19 protein-coding genes are annotated in these 18,684 nt (G+C 47.8%); 12 read left to right on the plus strand and 7 right to left on the minus strand.

The features are described from left to right. Nucleotide 1: 1 nt before the first annotated feature. A complete protein-coding gene (locus ABIE50_RS19080) occupies nt 2–1,456 on the minus strand; it encodes a TolC family protein (RefSeq protein WP_209857829.1) in 1,455 nt (484 codons plus the stop codon). Nucleotides 1,457–1,777: 321 nt separating this feature from the next. Between ABIE50_RS19080 and ABIE50_RS19085 the strand changes: the two genes are divergently transcribed. The 8 genes from ABIE50_RS19085 (at nt 1,778) to ABIE50_RS19120 (ending at nt 5,920) form a co-directional block, all read left to right on the plus strand. Beyond that, on the plus strand, nt 1,778–2,314 hold the full coding sequence (locus ABIE50_RS19085; protein WP_209857830.1) for a YceI family protein: 537 nt from the start codon (nt 1,778–1,780) through the stop codon (nt 2,312–2,314). A 61-nt stretch (nt 2,315–2,375) separates the two neighbouring features. Next, nucleotides 2,376–3,308: a ring-cleaving dioxygenase gene (locus ABIE50_RS19090; RefSeq protein ID WP_354028078.1), complete on the plus strand. Its 933-nt coding sequence runs from the start codon at nt 2,376–2,378 to the stop codon at nt 3,306–3,308. A gap of 1 nt (nt 3,309) precedes the next feature. Then, on the plus strand, nt 3,310–3,939 hold the full coding sequence (locus tag ABIE50_RS19095; RefSeq protein ID WP_209857831.1) for an alpha/beta hydrolase: 630 nt from the start codon (nt 3,310–3,312) through the stop codon (nt 3,937–3,939). A gap of 8 nt (nt 3,940–3,947) precedes the next feature. Continuing rightward, the gene (locus ABIE50_RS19100; RefSeq protein ID WP_209857832.1) at nt 3,948–4,349 is read left to right on the plus strand and encodes an OsmC family protein; all 402 of its coding nucleotides are present in this window, start codon (nt 3,948–3,950) and stop codon (nt 4,347–4,349) included. A gap of 1 nt (nt 4,350) precedes the next feature. Then, the gene (locus ABIE50_RS19105; protein ID WP_209857833.1) at nt 4,351–4,596 is read left to right on the plus strand and encodes a (4Fe-4S)-binding protein; all 246 of its coding nucleotides are present in this window, start codon (nt 4,351–4,353) and stop codon (nt 4,594–4,596) included. Nucleotides 4,597–4,641: 45 nt separating this feature from the next. After that, entirely contained in the window at nt 4,642–4,914 is a 273-nt protein-coding gene (locus ABIE50_RS19110) for a GNAT family N-acetyltransferase (RefSeq protein WP_209857834.1), read from the plus strand. 18 nt (nt 4,915–4,932) lie between these two features. After that, nucleotides 4,933–5,508: a YeeE/YedE family protein gene (locus tag ABIE50_RS19115; protein WP_209857835.1), complete on the plus strand. Its 576-nt coding sequence runs from the start codon at nt 4,933–4,935 to the stop codon at nt 5,506–5,508. Nucleotide 5,509: 1 nt separating this feature from the next. After that, a complete protein-coding gene (locus ABIE50_RS19120) occupies nt 5,510–5,920 on the plus strand; it encodes a DUF6691 family protein (RefSeq protein ID WP_209857836.1) in 411 nt (136 codons plus the stop codon). Between the two features lie 61 nt (nt 5,921–5,981). On the opposite strand, the gene ABIE50_RS19125 is transcribed toward ABIE50_RS19120, so the two are convergent. Then, nucleotides 5,982–6,554 carry a DUF4142 domain-containing protein gene (locus ABIE50_RS19125; RefSeq protein ID WP_209857837.1) on the minus strand — a complete coding sequence of 191 codons (573 nt, stop codon included), beginning with the start codon at nt 6,552–6,554 and terminating at the stop codon, nt 5,982–5,984. A gap of 440 nt (nt 6,555–6,994) precedes the next feature. Between ABIE50_RS19125 and ABIE50_RS19130 the strand changes: the two genes are divergently transcribed. Then, nucleotides 6,995–8,254 (plus strand): glycoside hydrolase family 5 protein, encoded by a 1,260-nt coding sequence (locus tag ABIE50_RS19130; RefSeq protein WP_209857838.1) that lies wholly within the window; start codon nt 6,995–6,997, stop codon nt 8,252–8,254. A gap of 147 nt (nt 8,255–8,401) precedes the next feature. On the opposite strand, the gene ABIE50_RS19135 is transcribed toward ABIE50_RS19130, so the two are convergent. From ABIE50_RS19135 to ABIE50_RS19155, 5 genes are all read right to left on the minus strand, one after another. After that, complete coding sequence (locus ABIE50_RS19135) at nt 8,402–9,526, minus strand: zinc finger domain-containing protein (RefSeq protein ID WP_209857839.1); 1,125 nt, start codon at nt 9,524–9,526, stop codon at nt 8,402–8,404. Nucleotides 9,527–9,582: 56 nt separating this feature from the next. After that, nucleotides 9,583–10,692 carry an SPFH domain-containing protein gene (locus ABIE50_RS19140; RefSeq protein WP_209857840.1) on the minus strand — a complete coding sequence of 370 codons (1,110 nt, stop codon included), beginning with the start codon at nt 10,690–10,692 and terminating at the stop codon, nt 9,583–9,585. 80 nt (nt 10,693–10,772) lie between these two features. Next, nucleotides 10,773–11,612, minus strand: a complete 840-nt coding sequence (locus tag ABIE50_RS19145) for an alpha/beta hydrolase (RefSeq protein ID WP_209857841.1) — start codon at nt 11,610–11,612, stop codon at nt 10,773–10,775. Between the two features lie 79 nt (nt 11,613–11,691). Continuing rightward, on the minus strand, nt 11,692–12,447 hold the full coding sequence (locus tag ABIE50_RS19150; RefSeq protein ID WP_209857842.1) for an SGNH/GDSL hydrolase family protein: 756 nt from the start codon (nt 12,445–12,447) through the stop codon (nt 11,692–11,694). Between the two features lie 74 nt (nt 12,448–12,521). Continuing rightward, a complete protein-coding gene (locus ABIE50_RS19155; protein ID WP_209857843.1) occupies nt 12,522–13,883 on the minus strand; it encodes an acyl-CoA dehydrogenase family protein in 1,362 nt (453 codons plus the stop codon). 568 nt (nt 13,884–14,451) lie between these two features. Between ABIE50_RS19155 and ABIE50_RS19160 the strand changes: the two genes are divergently transcribed. The 3 genes from ABIE50_RS19160 to ABIE50_RS19170 are packed head-to-tail and all read left to right on the plus strand — an operon-like array spanning nt 14,452 to nt 18,684. Beyond that, on the plus strand, nt 14,452–15,015 hold the full coding sequence (locus ABIE50_RS19160) for an RNA polymerase sigma-70 factor (protein ID WP_209857844.1): 564 nt from the start codon (nt 14,452–14,454) through the stop codon (nt 15,013–15,015). A gap of 47 nt (nt 15,016–15,062) precedes the next feature. Then, nucleotides 15,063–16,043 carry a FecR family protein gene (locus ABIE50_RS19165; RefSeq protein WP_209857845.1) on the plus strand — a complete coding sequence of 327 codons (981 nt, stop codon included), beginning with the start codon at nt 15,063–15,065 and terminating at the stop codon, nt 16,041–16,043. A gap of 40 nt (nt 16,044–16,083) precedes the next feature. Further along, nucleotides 16,084–18,684 (plus strand): carboxypeptidase-like regulatory domain-containing protein, encoded by a 2,601-nt coding sequence (locus ABIE50_RS19170; protein WP_209857846.1) that lies wholly within the window; start codon nt 16,084–16,086, stop codon nt 18,682–18,684.

Below are 18,684 nucleotides of genomic sequence, written 5' to 3' on the forward strand. Positions count from 1 at the left end.
TTTATCTGTCAAGGTATTCTGCAAATTGTTCCGGTGTACCTATTATATTACAGTATTGCGCCAATGCAAGGTAGTAGCCCATTACAGCGGTATAGTAAATCTTATGCATTTCCTCCTCCTGCAGCAGCGCATCGTTTACGTCTTTTACAGACGACAACTGGTTTTGCATACGGTCTGTTACCAGTGTAGTGGTAAGATGGGCCTGTTGCCGCGCGCTGTCCAGCGAGGCCACATCATTCTGCAATGCTTTCATTTTATTCATGGCCACCTTCAGTTGCAGCTCCAGCGAGGTTTTGGTGTTAAGCGCCGCCATCTGTGCTTCTTCCACCAGCATCTTACTGGCTTTGGTACGTTTGTATTTCTGGAATCCATCAAACAGGTTCCATTGCATTTCCACCCCGATGAGCCACGGCGGTATGGTTACCGGCAGGTCTTTCTGATACAGGTTCAAACTGCCGATAGCAAATACATTGGGCAATGCCAGCGACCTGGATGCCTTCACGGCCACATTGGCGAGGTCCGTTTTGTTTTCTACCAGTCGGTAGGTGGGATTATTACGAAGCAATTCCAGCTGCCCGGTTTCAGTTACCGGTTTTAATTCATATTCCAGTGTATCGTTGATCTCAATGGGTGTTTCTATGGGTTGCCCCAGCAGGTCGTTCAGCTCCAGCAGCGCATTCTCCTTTTCCAGTTCCAGGTTGCTGTACCGGTTGGTGGCCTGCACGTAAGACACCCTGGCCCAGTTGAGCAGGTAAGGCGGCAGGATCTGGTTGTCTTTTAAAGAAGCGGCATAGTCGCGGTTCTTCCTGAAAGACGCTACGATCACCGCTTCATGGGCAAGAATGGTATTCAGGTAGAGGATCCTCAGATACTGCGCACTGATGGCAAAGAACAATCCTTTTTCCACCACCTCCTGGTTGAACTGCCCTGCGGTGACCTGTGTTTTTGCCAGTTGTTGTGCCGCTGTAATTTTTCCGCCCAGGTAAATAGGTTGCCGCAGCGCCAGGGCTGCCGTGAAATAGGATTGCCTGGCAAGAGCGGGATTGTAATCAGGATAAAAGGTATTGATGATTCCCTTGGTGGTATTATAGATCACGTCCTGCACATTCTGCGGAAGCGGCTGCCCTGTGATCTGCTGGTAAACGGTATTGGCTGTGTTAACGCTTTGCGTGGAAGAACCGTTGACCACACCGTCTTTTACCTGTTGCAGGTTTATTTCCAATGGTTTGCCGAGATAGTTATAACCTGCCAGCAGATCCAGCTTAGGGTAGTACGACCTGTTCTCGGCCTGGAGGTTATACTCCCTGGCCCTCAGGGATCGCTGGGCCTGCTGCACCAGTGTGTTGCCCTGCCTTGCAAGGCGGTAACATTCCTTTAAAGTCAGCTGTTGTCCGTTTTGCTGCCCATGTGCACATAATACAGGCAGTAACAGAATTAGAAACGGGTAATATCTCATACGGTTTTCTTTACTTCAGGAAGGACCGGATTCTGCCTCAACACCTCAAAACAATCTTTCATGCATAATGTTTGAAGTATTTGAAAAAAATTATACATCATTTGATAATAAATGGCTTACCGATATATTCCTTACCTTTAAGTGCATACACAAAAAGTACATCATTAAGTGTATTTGATCCATTTGAACCCAACCGTTATCACCCGATATTTGTGATAGAAAAAGATTGAACAATAAGTTATTGGCCTTGTTAAAATATAGTCCTGCAGCGGTTTACGCGGCATTATAAATTCATTGATTCATTAAAAACTACATTTACTTATGGCAAAACAACAATGGGTAGCAGACGCCAGTCACAGTGAGCTGGGATTTAAAATCCGTCACCTGATGATCACCAATATCAATGGTAAGTTCAACAACTTTACCGTAAACGCAGAAACAGAGGAAGAAGATTTTATGACGGCCAAAGTGAGAGTAGCGGTGGATATAGATTCCATTTCAACAGGCAGCGCCGACAGGGATAAACATCTCCGCTCCCCGGACTTCTTTGATGTAAACACCTATAAGGAGATCATTTTTGAAACTACGAAGTATGAGAGTGTTGACAATGATGGTTCCTATGAGCTGTACGGAGATCTGACCATCCGTGGCATCACTAAAAATATTAAGCTGGCAGTTGAGTTCGGCGGTGTGGTAAAAGACCCCTGGGGCAATACGAGAGCCGGGTTTACCATCAATGGAAAAATTAACCGTAAAGACTTCGGTCTTACCTGGAATGCCGCTACCGAAGCCGGTGGTGTCATGGTAGGCGATGAAGTGAAAATTTACGGGGAAGTGCAATTGATTAAGAAGCAGTAAGAATACGCGCTGTTAGTCTTTGTACAACCAAAGACTAACAGCCCACCTAAAAAACGGAATTATGAATGAAATAACAGGCCTGCATCATATCACGGCCATTTCGGGCAATGCGAAAAAGAACTTTGATTTTTATACCCGTGTGATGGGATTACGTTTTGTAAAGAAAACGGTGAACTTCGATGATCCCCACACTTATCATTTTTATTATGGAGATGAAACCGGCACACCCGGCACCATTCTCACTTTCTTCCCCTGGGAAGATATTACAGCCGGGCGCAGGGGCACTCATATGGCTACCGAAGTAGGCTACAGTATCCCGGAAGGCAGTATCGACTTCTGGTTAAAAAGATTTGAAAAAGAGAATATCATCTATAATAAGCCTTCTGCCAAGTTCGGGGATATATACCTCACATTTATAGATCCAGACGGGTTGAAAGTGGAACTGACAGTACCGGAAAAGCCGGATCAGCGTACACCGTGGACCACTGCCGAAGTGGGAGAAGAACATGCTACAAGGGGATTCCATCATGTTACGCTTACCCTGGAAGATGTGCAACCTACTGCCGACCTGCTGGTATCTGTGTTTGGATATAAACTGGCAAAGCATCATACCAACCGTTACCGCTTTGTTAGCCCGGCTGGTGATACGGCTAACTACATCGACCTGGTGGAAGCCAAGGGAGAGCCCCGCGGGCATGTAGCAGGCGGCAGTGTGCATCACATCGCGTTCCGTATGAAAGATGATGACATGCAACTGCATTACCGGCAGCTGCTGGAAGACCGGGGCCTGAATGTTACGCCGCAGCTGGACCGTAAATATTTCAGGTCTGTTTACTTCAGGGAACCGGGTGGCGTTTTATTTGAACTGGCTACCGATGTGCCGGGATTCACTGTAGATGAGCCGGCAGCAGAACTGGGCACACACCTGATGCTGCCGCCACAGTATGAGCCACAGCGGGAAGAGATTGTGAAAAAACTGATTAAACTGGACTGATATGGATTTTAAACCTATGCAGTACGTATATGAGGCGGTGGGTAACCCTGCCGCCTATACGTTGCTGCTGTTGCATGGCACAGGCGGGGATGAAAGAGATCTCCTGCCATTGGCAAAGTCGCTTGGAAAAGGATTTAACGTATTAAGCCTCAGGGGCAACGTACAGGAACATGGGATGCCCCGCTTCTTCCGTCGTTTAGGCATGGGCGTATTCGATGAAGAAGACGTACATTTCAGAACGCATGAAATGGTACATTTCCTGGAGAAATTAGCTGTTACAGAGGGCTTTGATATCAATAAACTGGTGGCTGTTGGCTACTCCAACGGGGCCAATATTGCAGGCGCCGTACTTATTTTATACCCCGAATTACTGGCAGGCGCCGTACTATTCCGTCCTATGCAGCCGTTAAGCGGCATTGAGGACAGCTTCGAAACACAGCGGCAGGCGCCCGTATTTATGAGCTCCGGCAAGCAGGACGGTACTGTTGATCCCGCGGCTACAGCAGCATATGCAGCGCTTTTAAGCAGCAATGGATTTAAGGTAAGCGCTGTTGAAATCCCTGCCGGTCATAACCTGGTACAACAAGATGTTACATTGGCAGCAGAATGGATAAAAGATAATTTTCAGTAAAAAAATATATGGACCAGGAAGTTAGAGTAAGTTTATCCGGCCGCCCCTACCAGGTATCAATAGATACGAGGGATCACCGCTGGCTGGCCGATGAGCCGATAGAAGCCGGTGGTAACGACACAGGCCCCCAACCGGGGGAATTATTGCTCAGCAGCCTGGGCTCCTGCACAGCGATCACCGTTAAGATGTATGCCGACAGGAAAAAGTGGCCCGTGGAAAATATCGAAATTGAACTTCGGTTCAACAGCGCCGCCAAACCGGACCCGCTGACAACCGTTATTGATATCGATCTTCATTTTACCGGAAACCTCAGTGAAGAACAGATAGCCAGGCTGGAACAGATAGCCCGCTCCTGCCCTGTTCACAAGGTGCTGAGCAATCCTGTTATTATGAACACAAAAGCCGTTTAACATGAAAGACATCATCAAACATTACACAAACGGAGAGGTGACCATTGTATGGAAACCGGGTGTATGTATCCATTCGGAGAAGTGTTTCCATGGGTTGCCGGCGGTATTCAATCCCGGCCAGAAGCCCTGGATCAACGCGGAAGCAGCCACTACGGAACAGATCATATCCCAGGTTAAACAATGTCCTTCCGGGGCGCTCAGCTTTTTCATGAATTCAGATGAAGCGCAACAGGGCGGTATGGAATAAAAGGCACACAAAAAATCAATTTCTCAGACAAATCCTGATCATTATATGGAACTAACCATTACCAACAACACCGGCAAAAATCAATTTGAAACTGAAGTGGAAGGCCATACCGCATTGGTTGCCTATACCCTGTTTCACGGCGGCATTGCCTTTATGCACACGGAAGTGCCTCCTGAACTGGAGGGGCGCGGCATTGCGGGCCAGCTGGCTAAATATGTGCTGGAATACGCCAGGGAAAACCACCTGAAAGTAAAACCCTACTGTCCTTACATTAACGCCTATATGAAAAGACACCCGGAGTATAACGATCTTTTATAAGTACTAAATCCCTTTTCCATGCAAATTTTGAAATTTATTCAGCAGCCCTGGCACTGGTCGGTGTCGGGGCTGCTGATTGGTCTTACAGTACCGGTATTGCTGATACTGGGAAATAAGGCCTTTGGCATTTCTTCGTCGCTGCGGCATATTTGTGCGGCATGTTTCCCGGCGGATATATCTTTCTTTAAGTACGACTGGAGAAAAGAGTCGTGGAATCTTTTCTTTGTTGCCGGTATTGCGCTGGGTGGCTTTATTGCAGGTAATTACCTGCAGGATGGCAATGATATCCAGGTGGCTGCAGCTACGCAGGCCCGGCTGGCGGGTTATGGCGTACATGATTATTCCGCGCTGCTGCCTCCGGAAATATTCAGCTGGTCCAATCTCTTCACCTGGAAGGGACTGGTGTTCTTTGTTCTTGGCGGCTTACTGGTAGGCTTTGGTACCCGCTATGCGGGCGGTTATACATCAGGCCATTCTATTATGGGCTTATCCAATTTGCAGTGGCCATCTTTAGTGGCTACCTGCTGTTTTATGGCGGGTGGCTTCTTTAGCGCCAACCTGCTTATTCCTTACCTTTTTAAATGGCTGAACTGATATGAAAAACATCAAATACCTGGTAGCTGGAACTTTCTTCGGAATAGTGCTGGTAAAAGCGCAGGTGATCAGCTGGTTCAGGATCCAGGAAATGTTTCAGCTTACTTCATTTCACATGTACGGTGTAATTGGCACCGCGGTAATTACAGGGATCATTTCCCTGCAGCTGATCAAACGGTTTAAGATCAAAACCATACAGGGTGAGCCCATCTACGTAGCGCCCAAAACATTTAATAAAGGCCAGGTCTTCGGAGGATTGATCTTTGGTACCGGATGGGCCATTACGGGTGCTTGTCCTGGTCCGTTGTTTGCCCAGGTAGGCATGGGCTTTACAGTGGTGGGCATTACTCTGCTGACCGCTATTGCAGGCACCTGGATATATGGCGCATTAAAATCAAAACTGCCGCATTAAAAAAGCTTCAAGGAGCTGGCCCTTGAAGCTTTTGTTTGCTATTCTCTGGATTCACTGATAATTATTTTTTCAAAGCATCTTTAATAGCTTTCGCGGAATCCTGGTGCGCCTTTAACGTTGGCAATGTTTTCGCGGCCCAGGTTTTCAGGTCCTGATCCGTTACATTGTCTGATGCTTTCTCGAATTTGCTGACATCTTTATCGTGGTCGTCCACCATCATGCTCATATACTCTTTATCGAAATCTTTACCTGTTTTCTTGCCCAGGTCATCGATGTGTTTTTTTGTTTCTGTAGATAATTCTGCCGGCAGCGTGATCCCTTTATTACTGGCTAATGCCTTCAGTTCATCATTGGCCTTGGAGTGATCATTCACCATCATGGTAGCAAAAGCCTTTACTCTTGCGTTCTGTGCTTTTTCCTGCGCCAGCTTACCCATTTCCACTTCCATCATACCTCCATTGGCAGCTTCTACTGCGAACTCAGATGACTTTTCATCTACGGGCTTAACTGTTTCATTCACATCCTTGGCACTGTCTACCGGGGTTTCCGATTGCGGATTTTTTGCGTTATTACCACATGACTGTGTCATCCACATGGCTAAGAATGTTGCTGATAAAATTATTAGTTTCTTCATTGTGTATTGTTTTGGGTTTGTAAATCGTAATAGGTGTGCCTGTTTACACCTGTAAGCTTTACAAAAACGGTACCCTTCATATCATATCCGATAAAACTCAAAGCAGTAGCGGGTTTGGGGAAGAATGCAGAAAGCGGGCTGATTCAGAAAGGCTGTAGATTGTTTTCTACGTAACGCCCAAAACACCGGGGCAGATTATTTCGTCAATACCGGGGGCTGCCAGTGTCCCGCCCCGGAAACCGGGGTATTTTGAACATTTGACGCCCTAATCTGAAACATACGACTCCCTTCCGCAAATAGTAGTTGTACTATCTTCAGAATAATAATTCCTGTTATGAAAGATGATTAAACAACGGAGCTCCTGTTGTTATAGTTATTCTTATTGACCCCGGCTTACCATTAGTTAATATTTTAAACATTTCCACATGAAAACTGAAGTTATGAAAACCAGAAAAACAAGCCCCCTGGGGGTATTTCTATTGGCAGTACTGCTTTGTACATCCTGTGCAAAAAAAGAGGATGATGCCCCGCAGCTATCCGGTTTAAAATCGCCTGGTAATCAGCTCATGGCTAAACCAACCCGTACTTCGTATCCCAGCTACAACACATCCCCGCAACCGGCCAACGCGACAGGAATGAGCAGCAATGCCGTTCAGCTGGCATCCAGGATGGGATTGGGATGGAATATCGGGAATACGCTGGAAGCTATTGGCGGCGAAACCTACTGGGGAAATCCTTTGATTACGCAAACTTTAATTGACAGTATTAAAGCAAGAGGATTCAAAGCCATCCGGATTCCATGTTCATGGAATCAATATGCAGATCAGAATACAGCAAAAATACAGGATTGGTGGCTCAACCGGGTACAGCAGGTGGTGCAGTATTGCGTTAATAATGGCTTATACGTTATCCTGAACATACATTGGGACGGCGGATGGCTGGACGAAAACATCAACTCTACTGCGCAGGCTTCTGTGATCGCAAAACAAAAAGCATTCTGGGAACAGATTGCTACAAAAATGCGCGACTTTGATGAACACCTGCTGTTTGCTGGTTCCAATGAACCCCCGGTAAGCAACTCAACAGAGATGAGCATCTTACTTTCTTACCATCAAACCTTTATCAATGCAGTCCGCTCCACCGGTGGCAGGAACACCTACAGGACATTAGTGGTGCAAGGCCCGTCGACCGACATTGACAAAACCTCCACGCTGATGAATACGCTTCCGTCTGATCCCACTGCGGGACGTATGATGGTAGAGGTTCATTATTATGGACCATGGCAATTCTGCGGGCTAACAAATGATGAGTCATGGGGCACCATGTTCTATTACTGGGGACAGGGTTTTCATTCCACCACCGATCCCTCACGAAATGCCACATGGGGCGAGGAAGCCTACCTGGCTGCAGAATTTCAGAAAATGAAAACGAAATTTGTCAACACAGGAATCCCGGTGGTACTGGGAGAATATGGCGCTATTCGCCGGCTTTCACTTAGCGGCAATAATCTTAGTCTTCATCTTGCCTCACGCGCATACTGGATTAAATATGCCACACAACAGGCTAAAGCTAACGGCCTTCTTCCGTTTTACTGGGACGAAGGTTCCCTTGGAAATAATGGTTTTGGAATTATAAACAGGCAAAATAATTCTGTTGGAGATTGGCAGGCGATGAATGCGTTGTTGCAAGGCGCATTATAACCGTACAGGCAAAAAAAATCCAGATAAGAGAAAGGGCCGGCAAAAAACGCCGGCCCTTTCTCTTATCTGGAAAATTATATCCTGCTCCCGGATCAGATACACATTTTCTCTCCCAAAAATTAATTCCGGACAGTTTCCCCGCCAGCATTACTGCGACTGGGCAAACTGGTAAATAATAACGATAGCTGCAATAACAGCCAGGATCAGCCCTACTATTTTCATCCAGCTGTAGGGACGGTCGCCGGTTACTTCACCCGTACAGGCGTTCACCACAAAATGATAAAGCTTATTATTATACCGGTAGGCGCTGATCCAAACCGGTAGCAGCAGGTATTTCAAACCAAGCTGATTATACTCCACCTCATAATCGTCGATGCGTTGTTCATCTCCGCCGATGTCGTCACAGATTTCCGCGCGGATCACGGGGTCCATTCTTTTTTTTGCGATCACCAGTCCCTGTTCGGCGTTGGTCTGATAAATTTCAGCCCGGAATCCGCTAAGGTACCGTGCATCATATTTCTTCAGTTGTTCAAGGTGCCAGGGCTCCAGGATCTGCGCCATTTTTAAAGGCAAAGAGGGACTGGCAGATACCAACACATCCCGGAAACTGTTGTTCACGCTGCCGGAAGCCGGGTACCATGCGGTATGCCTTACCTGGCGTGTGCGGGTTTCAGTGCGGCCGTTTACTTCTACTGTATAGCTTTCTGTTGTATAATAATATTCACCACGGGAACCGGAATATTCCGTATAGGTATCCGTATCGTAGCTCCAGTGCGGAATGTATATGCCTTTCAGTTGTTGCGAAGAGCTGTCTTTTACTTTCTTCACCAGGTCTGACGGGGCAAACCAGAGTTTACTCATCCACTTTTGAAAGTGCTGTACTGCGTCTTTATCACTTACCACGAAAGGCAGCACATAATGTGGCTGCAGGATAGATGTTGTTTGCGCAGTATCCACCACCAGCGGCGATGCGCAAAAGGGGCATGAATCAGCAGTTACGTTGGGCAGCATGGTAGTGGATGCGCCACAGCTCGTGCATTTTACTACTACTGCCTGTTGTGTAACTTCTGTATGATTTTGCTGGGAAGCAATGAAAGTATCATAATCGATGGGCTGTACCGCAGCAGGCTCCGTATCATTTTCAATTTGATTCACCGTGCCGCAGTATTCGCATTTCAGGCTGTTGGTGCCCGGTGCATAGTGCAGGATTGCGCCACAGTTCTGGCATTTCAGCGAGTTAACTGTTTCACTTGTTTTTTCCTCGAAAGACATAGGAATGTATAGATATAATACTGCCGGCATCTTCTGATGCCGACAGTTTACTTAGTTTAAGGTAATGGTGGTGGTACGGTGGCCAATACCGGTGCCAGTTCCGGTATTGTACCGGCGGCGGCCCATGCAGCCATGCCGGTTTTCCATACCAGTGTTTGTGCATTCAGGTTGCCTGCAGCTGCCAGCTGACGGAGCTGGTCTCCATCAAAGGGGCCTGCCTGTTTACCATCTACTGCTACAAAAAATGGTGCGACACCGGGTAACGGAGGTGGTGCACCGGCGCCGGTGCTGGCCTGCTGGTTATTGTTCTGGAAGATGTTACCTACCTGTCCCATCATGGCTGCGCCCATGCCGGCGCCTAAACCTGCGGCTGCAAGTCCGCCGCCGGAGGGGTTTTCCGCTGCTTTCTCCATGGAATTTGCGGCCTGGAATTGTGCATACGCGCCCAGGTTGCCCACAATGCCCATGCTGCTGCGTTTGTCCAGCGCAGCTTCCACTTCCGGCGGAAGGGAAATATTTTCAATAAGGAACTTTGTCAGTTCCAGTCCAAGCTCATTAAATTCAACCCCGATTTTACCGGTGATCTGGGTTGATACTTCTTCGTAGTTGGCTGCCAGGTCCAGTACAGGCACCTTTGCTTCCGCTACAGCTTCCATACCACGGGAAACTGCGAGATTACGCAGTTGCTCATTGATACCTTCCACGGTAAATTCCGGGTTGGTAGCTGCCACTTCTTTCAGGAACTGTGCAGCATCTTTTACACGGAAAGCATAGCTGCCGAATGCACGGAGCCTTACCGGTCCAAACTCTGCATCGCGGAGCATTACCGGGTTTTTGGTGCCCCATTTCTGGTTAGTGAACTGCCGCATGCTCACAAAGAACACATCGGCTTTAAAAGGGCTGTTGAAGCCATATTTCCACCCCTGCAAGGTGCTAAGGATAGGCATATTCTGTGTAGTAAGCGTGTACATGCCGGGTTGGAATACGTCGGCAATTTTACCTTCATTCATAAAAACGGCTACCTGCGATTCACGCACGGTGAGCTTGGCGTTCATTTTTATTTCATTCTGGTAGCGGGGAAACTTCCACACAATGGTATCAGGGGACACGTCGGTCCATTCAATAATGTCAATAAATTCATTCCTGAGTTTATCAAAAATTCCCATGGTAACAGGTTTTATAATGGATCAAATGTAACCAATTATTCCCTCGAAGCTACCTGTGAAAAGACATAATTTATCCAAACTTACTTCACAGCAGTTTTCAGCCATTTTTCCATGAGTGCAGGCCAGGCTTCCCCGGCAGGGTTGCCGGTGCGTAAACCGTAACCATGGCCACCTTTGGCGTAGAAATGCAGCTCCACAGGTACTTTGGCGTCGCGGAGGGCGCCGGCCATTACCAGGGCGCTGTTGCCATAGAAATCATCTGCGGTGGCAAAAAGGAACATGGATGGGGTTTCGCTGTTTAATGTCAGTTCAGGAGTAAGCGACCTGTTTTCTCCTTTATCAAGATAAGCGGGGTAAATGAGCGCGCTGAAAGCCGGGCGGGCAGACAATGAATCTGCTTTGTCGATTGGCGTATAGGTGTGCACGTTATACTGTGTGGATGCTCTGGCGGTAAGGCTCCCGCCTGCGGAAAAGCCCATCATTCCTACCTTGTCGGGCTGCAGCTTCCATTCAGCCGCCCTGCTGCGTACCAGGCGTATAGCGCGTTGTGCATCCTGCAGGGCGCCCGCTTCTTTTTTGGGAACACGGTACTGCAATACAAAAGCGGTGTATCCAAGTTTATTAAGCCAGGCGGCTATTTCATAGCCTTCCAGGTTAATGGCGAGGATATTATAGCCACCTCCCGGGCAAATGATCACACCCGTGCCATTACCATTGGCGGCAGGGAATACTTCCAGGATGGGGTCTGTCACGTCTGTAAGCCTGGTTACATTGTTGCTGCCATCCGGTGTTACCTTGGCTGTTTGTTTAGGGGCTGTTTCTCCGGGTACTGCAGCAGGCCACAGGTGGATCTGCTGTTGTTGTGCGGCAATAGTTGTATTTACTCCAATCATCATTAATAAGATAACTATTTGTTTCATAACCGGGTTTCAGAATTTCATGTAGTGAAGAAAAGGAACAGCCTCCCGGAGGGTAGCTGTTCCTGCTATGTGTTAAAATTTATTTTACGCATTGCAGCCAGGCTTCTGCCATCAGCTGGGCGCCGGCTACGCTGGGGTGTACGCCGTCGCCGGTCCAGTAGGCAGCTGGTGCTGCCTTTTGAGCTTTATCAAAAACGGATTGATAAGGGATGAAGATGGCCTGGTATTTATCTGCCAGTTCACGGGCGGCGGCACGGTATTCATCAAATGCGGGATACCACTTATCATCCACGGCCTTTACTCCTTTCACGGCAAAGGGCTCACCGATGATCAGCTGAACATCGGGCAGCTGTTGCCTGGTACGGGCCAGGAGCTTGTCGTAGTCGTCCCGGTAGGTTTGCGCCGTGCCTTTGTAGTTATTGCTCAGCGTGTGCCAATAATCATTTACCCCCACCAGGATGCTCAGCACATCCGGCTTGATCACCAGGCAGTCGATATCCCAGCGGTCTGCCAGCTGAAATACTTTATTCCCGCTGATGCCTTTATTATATATCTTCAGGTTTTTATCTGCATTTTTCAGCAACATGGCAGATGCCGCCATCAGTGCATAACCGCCTCCCAGTGCGCCGCCTGCATTGGGCTGATCATTATCGCGTTTACGACCTGCATCTGTAATGGAATCGCCCTGGAACAATATTACATTTTCTTTTTTGAGTGCAATCTTTTTTGCTTTCTCTGTTGCCACAGCAGCGGAAACAATATCCGGGATGCTGATGGCAGCAAGGGTTCCCAGGGAAACATTCCTGAGAAAATTACGTCTGTTTGATGAATTCATAACGATGCGGATTAAGTGTTAGTTGCGGCATAGGCCACAATCGGGCACTTAAACTATAAAAAAGATCTGATATTTTATACAAATGCGCTGAAGCCGGTGATGGCCCTGCCCACAATGAGGGAGTTAATTTCTTTGGTGCCTTCGTAGGAATAGATAGCTTCGGCATCTGCTACAAACCTTGCCACATTGTATTCCAGCAGGATGCCATTGCCTCCCATTACTTCACGGGCGCGGCTTACCACGTCGCGTGTACGCAGGGTGCAAAATACTTTAGCCAGGGATGCATGCTCATCCTTCAGTCCGCCGGCATCCTGGATTTCAGACAGCCGGAACACCATGGTTTGCATAGCGGTGAGGTTGGACAGCATCTCCACCAGGTGTCCCTGGATCAGCTGGAAGGCGGCAATAGGTTTACCGAACTGCTTACGGTTACGGGTATACGCTAATGCGTTCTCATAGGCGCCCCGGGCGCAGCCCACTGCTTCCCAGGCCACACTGGCGCGGGTCATACGGAGTACGCGGGCAGTATCTTTAAAGGAGGAGGCGTTTTGTAGGCGGTCGGATTCCGCAATGCGGCAGTCTTTCATGGTGATGAGCCCGTTCTGGACAATACGCAGCGCCATTTTATCGTGGATCTTTTCCACGCTGAAGCCGGGCGTATCTTTCCTGAGCAGGAAGCCTTTCACCTGGTTATCGTCCACATCCCTGGCCCATATAACAATTACATCTGCAAAGGTGGCATTGCCTATCCATTTTTTCTGCCCGTTCAGTATCCATGTATCGCCTTCCCGTTTAGCCGTGGTAGTTAGTCCGCCTGCGGTACCGGAGCCCACTTCCGGTTCTGTAAGCCCGAATGCGCCGATAATATTCAGCTGCTGCATACCGGGCAGCCACTCCTGTTTCTGCGCTTCGGAGCCCAGCATATAGATAGAGCCCATGGCCAGCCCGCTTTGCACACCAAAGAAAGTGGCTACGGAAGCATCAACGCGGGCCATTTCCATGGCAATGATCCCTTCCATGAGAAACGACCGGTTAGGGCAGCCATATCCATCATAGGTAACGCCACAGATATTCAGCTCCCTGAATTTGGGAATGATCTCAAAAGGGAATTCTGCTTTCAGCCAGTATTCATTCACTATAGGCTGTATTTCTTTTTCCATGAATGCGCGTACTTTCAGTTGCAACGCCCTGTCTTCCGCATTGAGCTTTGCTCCCAGGTCGTAGAAGTCGCCTTCAATGGGAGGCAGTTCTTTTTTCTTCCCCCCGCTGCTGTTGAGCATTTTCATGAGGCCGTTCAGTTGTGTGTCATCCATCTTTCCTACTGATTCCATTACTTTGGGCAAGTCTACTTTTTCGGAGAGTTTGGCCAGCATGGCGAAATCAATGCTCTTCAGCAGGTGGTAGGCGTTCTTCAGTTTAGTGAGCGATCCGGTCATCTTACATGGTTTTATTTAAAAATACGCAATTATCGCCTTCGGCGGGCGCGGATTTTGTCTGACTCAGGATTATGATGAGTATGATGATTTCCTTGATTTTATTTTTTTGAGTTTATAAATAATAGTTAAGGGAGATAGAGGCGGATATATTCGCTTTATCTCCCTTAACTATTTTAAATGGGCATCTAAAACAAAAAACTAAAAGTAAAAATCAAAGAATTCATCATAATCCTGAGTCGGACAAAATCCGCTCTGAATAATTTGGGGTTAACAAAAAGTACAGAATACAGGAAAAATGGAGAGCAGTTTAAAATGGGGTTGCATATGGTTCTATGCAACCCCGGTTTAAAACACAACTAAAAAAAACTAACTTCTAACAAACATGGTCATGGCCATTATATTGCTAACGCAGAAAATCCCGTTCCCCTCTATCTTTTCTAAAACTTTTTTAGTTCCTCATTCCCTGCAAATAAAATTATTATCTGTAATGTGTAAACTGCCATTTGTTTCAAAAAGATAGTTACTTTCGCAACGATCATTTCATATACTAAAACTTCCTGAAGGTTAAATGATTACATCACCTTCTTACCAGGCATATAAAGAGTTATTTCACTCGCAGTACAACGACTTATGCAACTATGCCTATAGTTTCCTGAAAGATGATGCAGCAGCGGAAGATGTGGTGCAGGAGACTTTTATAAAGCTTTGGGAGAAACACCAGCAGCTGATAGGCATACCCAATATAAAAGCATACCTTTTCCGTGCCGTCCGGAATAACTCTATTTCCGTATTACGCAGGCAAAGCACGGAGGAAGCAGGCAACAAGGGCTTTGAATGGCTGGCAGAAGTTTCGGAAGATCCGGGGGAAAAAGAAATTGAAAATGCAAAACCTCACTATGAGCAATTGGTGTACGAGGCCATTGCCAACCTGCCCCCACAGTGCAGGGAAGTATTTACCTGTTGCAGACTGCAGGGTATGACGCATCAGCAGACAGCGGCAAAACTGGGACTTTCCGCCAAAACGGTGGAAAACTATATGGGACGGGCCCTGAAGCTATTGAGGAAGTATTTACAGCAATACGGGCTGCCCGTTAGTATCCTGTTTTTACTAAAATTATTCATGCCCTTGTAGAGGGTTCTTATATTTACGAGCGTTATTTAAGTAGAGCACACTGTATTATGGAGCAATTTGATACCTACCTGTATGAACTGATTGCCAAAAATCTTTCTGGTCAATGTACGGAAGCGGAATCCGCCGCCTTACAGGAATGGCTGGAAGCCTCTCCCGGAAACAGGGCGGAATACGAGATACTGGCAAAGTTGTGGCACGACAGCCCCTCTGCTGCTGTTGTGCCTCAAAGGCAATACAATACCGCAGCCGCCTGGGAAAAAGCCAGCCAGGCCATTCAACCACCCGCATCCCGCGTAAAAATACTTTACACGAGGTACGCTGCTGCAGCCGCTATCCTGGCATTGCTCACGGCCGGCGCATGGTGGCTGGAAACACGCTCCACCCTTAAAAAACATGAACTGGCCGCGAACGACGGTAAAATAAAAAGCCTGCAACTACCCGACAAATCAATGGTTACCCTCCGCCAGGGCGCTACTATCAGGTATATCAACGGCTATCATCATAACCAGCGTATAGTGGAACTGGAAGGAGAAGCCTTCTTCGAAATAGCCAGCGATCCGGGGCATCCTTTCCTTGTAAAAACACCCAACCAATCCATAGTTGAAGTACTGGGCACTTCCTTTACCGTGCAAACGGGAAAAGACAGCACCGCTGTTACCGTTGCTTCCGGCAGTGTAAAACTGGGCGTGGAAGGCGATACCGCCGCCGTGATCCTGAATAGCGGCCAGCGGGGCATATGGGGCAATGGCCTCCTGTCGGCCAATAACAACCATAACCTCAACTTTATCGCCTGGAAAACAGGTATTTTGCAATTTAATGACCAGACACTCCTTGAAATATTGCCGCAATTAGCCGACTTTTACGCAAAAGATATCAGGGTTGATGAAAAATATAAGGAAACCGCATCGCAGCAAAAAGCTACGATCACATTCCGGAATCAGTCCTGCGATGATGTTTTGCATGAATTACAACTATTGCTTGGTTTCCACTATCAACAAGAAGGCGACACCATCGTCATCAGTCAGTAGACCAATAAAACCTCATTTCCGTATTTACAGCATCCTGCTGTTGTTACTGTTCCCATTCCAATACCTGTGGGCACAGCAAAACGGCAATGATCTCCTGCATGTAGGCTATACGCCGGCCATGCGGCAGGGCACTATCCTCCACTACATACAGGACCTGCAAAAGGTAACCGGTATCAACGTTTCCTACAGTTCCAGCTTTTTGCATCTGAATAAAAAAGTACAACTTAACGGAACGGAAAGAACCACCGGCGCCGTCCTGAATACCATTCTCCAGGGAACCGGCATCCAGGCGGCCGCCCTCAACGGGAAAATATTCCTGCTCAGGGAAACTTCACAGGTGCAGTATTATACCATCAGCGGGTTTGTAAAGGAAGCAAACAGCAATGAGCTGATCATCGGCGCATCCATTTATGACCCTGTGACCCGCAAAGGAACCGAAACCAATGCCTATGGCTTCTATAGCCTGCAGGTACCGGATACCTGCCAGGGCATAGTGTTTTCCCATATCAGTTACAAACCCGTATTCCAGCATCTGCCCCCGCCTGACGACGGGCAGATGGACATTCATATGGAACCCCGGAGCATGCTGCAAACCGTGATAGTGAACGGTGAAAAAGAAACGGTTACCACACAACCGGGTTATGTTAATATGCCCGTTGGGTATGTATCCAACTTCCCTGCCCTGCTGGGTGAAAAAGATGTATTGAAATCACTGCAGCTGTACCCCGGAACCGGCAGCTCACTGGAAAGCAGCAGCAACCTGCTGGTAAGAGGAGGCGGAGCCGACCAGAATCTCTATCTTCTCGATGGGGTTCCGCTTTATCATACCGGTCACCTGTTCGGGCTTTTCTCCATCTTTAACGGGGATGCTGTTAAAGATGTATCGCTTTATAAAGATGCCTTTCCTGCCCGCTATGGCGGCCGCCTTTCATCGGTAGTGGATATCCGTACAAAAGACGGGAACATGAAGGAATGGCATGGCAGCGCTACCCTCAGCCCCGTATCAGGCAGCTTCCTGCTGGAAGGCCCTGTTGTAAAAGACCGCAGCTCCGTGTCTTTATCAGTAAGAAGGTCGCTGGTGGATGCGTTTTATGAAAAGGCCCTGCTGAAAGACTATGGCAAATATTATCTCTACGATGTAAACTTTAAACTCAACCAGGTAATCGACAAAAAGAACAGGATTTATGTGAGCTTTTACAAAGGACAGGATAAAATGTTTATCAGGAGCGAGAACCAGTTGATCCGGCTGTTTGATGATTACAATTTCGACTGGAGCAATATTACCGCTGCGGTGAAGTGGACACGGGTAGTGAGCCCTAAAATATTTTCCAATACTACCGCTACCTACAGCCGTTTTTATAATCTCTTTACACAAAACTCCATTATTCCCCTCTCCTTTTACGACTCCCTGTTTGTAAAAGGAAAAGGTGTTTCCCGGATCAGGGACATTGCCATCAGGAATGAAACGGAATACGCGGTGAGCAACACGCACCACATCTCCTTCGGGGGTGGGTACACCTATCATAATTTCGCTCCCACGGCTTATCATAACAACATTTCCGCGGGAGAAGCCACACAAAGGAAAGCCCCTATCTATTATATGTCCGAGATCTCCGCTTATGCAGAAGATGAGCTCAGCCTGCTGAACGACCGGCTGGTGGTAAGGCCTGGACTGCATTTCGGGGCACTTGCACAAAAAACTTCCTTTTATGCCAGCCTGCAGCCACGGTTGATGCTACGCTGGAAACTGCCCCATTCGCAATACCTGCAGGCCTCCTTTGCTGAGATGACCCAGTTCGTGCACCAGCTTACCACGCCGGTGATCAATCTTCCTACCGACCTGTGGGTGCCCAGCACGGAAAATATAAAACCGGAACATGCTTATTCTTACAGTCTTGCCTACCAGCGGCAATGGAACAATCACTGGCGCTTTAATGTGAACCTCTATTACAAGCAGCTGAAAAATATAGTGACCACCAACACGGTGCTGAATATCTTTGATAACTCTGACCTCTGGGAGAAAAAAGTGATTGCAGGCAATGGGTATAACTATGGCAGCGAGCTGCTGCTGGAAAAAACACAGGGTAAATTTACCGGGATCTTTTCCTATACCTTGTCTTGGGCATGGCGGCAGTTCGACCGCCTCAATGCCGGTAAAATGTTCCCATATAAAGAAGACCGGCGCCATAATCTTTCCCTGGCGCTTAAATACCGGTTTAACCCCAGGTGGAGCCTGTCCGCCTCATGGAAGTTTGCTTCCGGCGCGCCTTTCACGCTGCCGGTACAAATATTCCCGGATTTCGACTGGAGCCGCAACATCAAAGGCTACCTGGATGAGCGCTACACGCCGTTCTCCTCCTTCCTGGTGAATTACCTGCCTTACATTGCCCGGTTAAACAACTACCGCCTGCATCCTGTGCACCACCTGGATCTTGGCGCAACGCTGAACCTGGGCAATGAAAAACGCTTTCATCATGTAATCACAGCAGGCGTATATAATATCTATAACCGCTCTAATCCTTTTATCGTGAGCTTCGACCAGTTCTCGTATTTTGATTATTCCGACGTATACCCGTTGCAGTTATACCAGTATAGTTTGTTCAGGGCATTGCCATACCTGAGCTACACGTTTAAATTTTAA

Origin of the sequence: Chitinophaga sp. OAE865 (assembly GCF_040546735.1) — a bacterium.
GTDB classification, from domain to species: domain Bacteria; phylum Bacteroidota; class Bacteroidia; order Chitinophagales; family Chitinophagaceae; genus Chitinophaga; species Chitinophaga polysaccharea_A.

Coding starts and splice junctions, on each gene's coding strand:
- ABIE50_RS19140 (WP_209857840.1), bottom strand. CDS start 10,692: ATGGGAATTTTTGATAAACTCAGGAATGAATTTATTGACATTATTGAA.
- ABIE50_RS19150 (WP_209857842.1), bottom strand. CDS start 12,447: ATGAATTCATCAAACAGACGTAATTTTCTCAGGAATGTTTCCCTGGGA.
- ABIE50_RS19155 (WP_209857843.1), bottom strand. CDS start 13,883: ATGACCGGATCGCTCACTAAACTGAAGAACGCCTACCACCTGCTGAAG.
- ABIE50_RS19100 (WP_209857832.1), top strand. CDS start 3,948: ATGGACCAGGAAGTTAGAGTAAGTTTATCCGGCCGCCCCTACCAGGTA.
- ABIE50_RS19130 (WP_209857838.1), top strand. CDS start 6,995: ATGAAAACCAGAAAAACAAGCCCCCTGGGGGTATTTCTATTGGCAGTA.
- ABIE50_RS19115 (WP_209857835.1), top strand. CDS start 4,933: ATGCAAATTTTGAAATTTATTCAGCAGCCCTGGCACTGGTCGGTGTCG.
- ABIE50_RS19110 (WP_209857834.1), top strand. CDS start 4,642: ATGGAACTAACCATTACCAACAACACCGGCAAAAATCAATTTGAAACT.
- ABIE50_RS19165 (WP_209857845.1), top strand. CDS start 15,063: ATGGAGCAATTTGATACCTACCTGTATGAACTGATTGCCAAAAATCTT.
- ABIE50_RS19095 (WP_209857831.1), top strand. CDS start 3,310: ATGGATTTTAAACCTATGCAGTACGTATATGAGGCGGTGGGTAACCCT.
- ABIE50_RS19105 (WP_209857833.1), top strand. CDS start 4,351: ATGAAAGACATCATCAAACATTACACAAACGGAGAGGTGACCATTGTA.
- ABIE50_RS19135 (WP_209857839.1), bottom strand. CDS start 9,526: ATGTCTTTCGAGGAAAAAACAAGTGAAACAGTTAACTCGCTGAAATGC.
- ABIE50_RS19160 (WP_209857844.1), top strand. CDS start 14,452: ATGATTACATCACCTTCTTACCAGGCATATAAAGAGTTATTTCACTCG.
- ABIE50_RS19120 (WP_209857836.1), top strand. CDS start 5,510: ATGAAAAACATCAAATACCTGGTAGCTGGAACTTTCTTCGGAATAGTG.
- ABIE50_RS19090 (WP_354028078.1), top strand. CDS start 2,376: ATGAATGAAATAACAGGCCTGCATCATATCACGGCCATTTCGGGCAAT.
- ABIE50_RS19085 (WP_209857830.1), top strand. CDS start 1,778: ATGGCAAAACAACAATGGGTAGCAGACGCCAGTCACAGTGAGCTGGGA.
- ABIE50_RS19145 (WP_209857841.1), bottom strand. CDS start 11,612: ATGAAACAAATAGTTATCTTATTAATGATGATTGGAGTAAATACAACT.
- ABIE50_RS19080 (WP_209857829.1), bottom strand. CDS start 1,456: ATGAGATATTACCCGTTTCTAATTCTGTTACTGCCTGTATTATGTGCA.
- ABIE50_RS19125 (WP_209857837.1), bottom strand. CDS start 6,554: ATGAAGAAACTAATAATTTTATCAGCAACATTCTTAGCCATGTGGATG.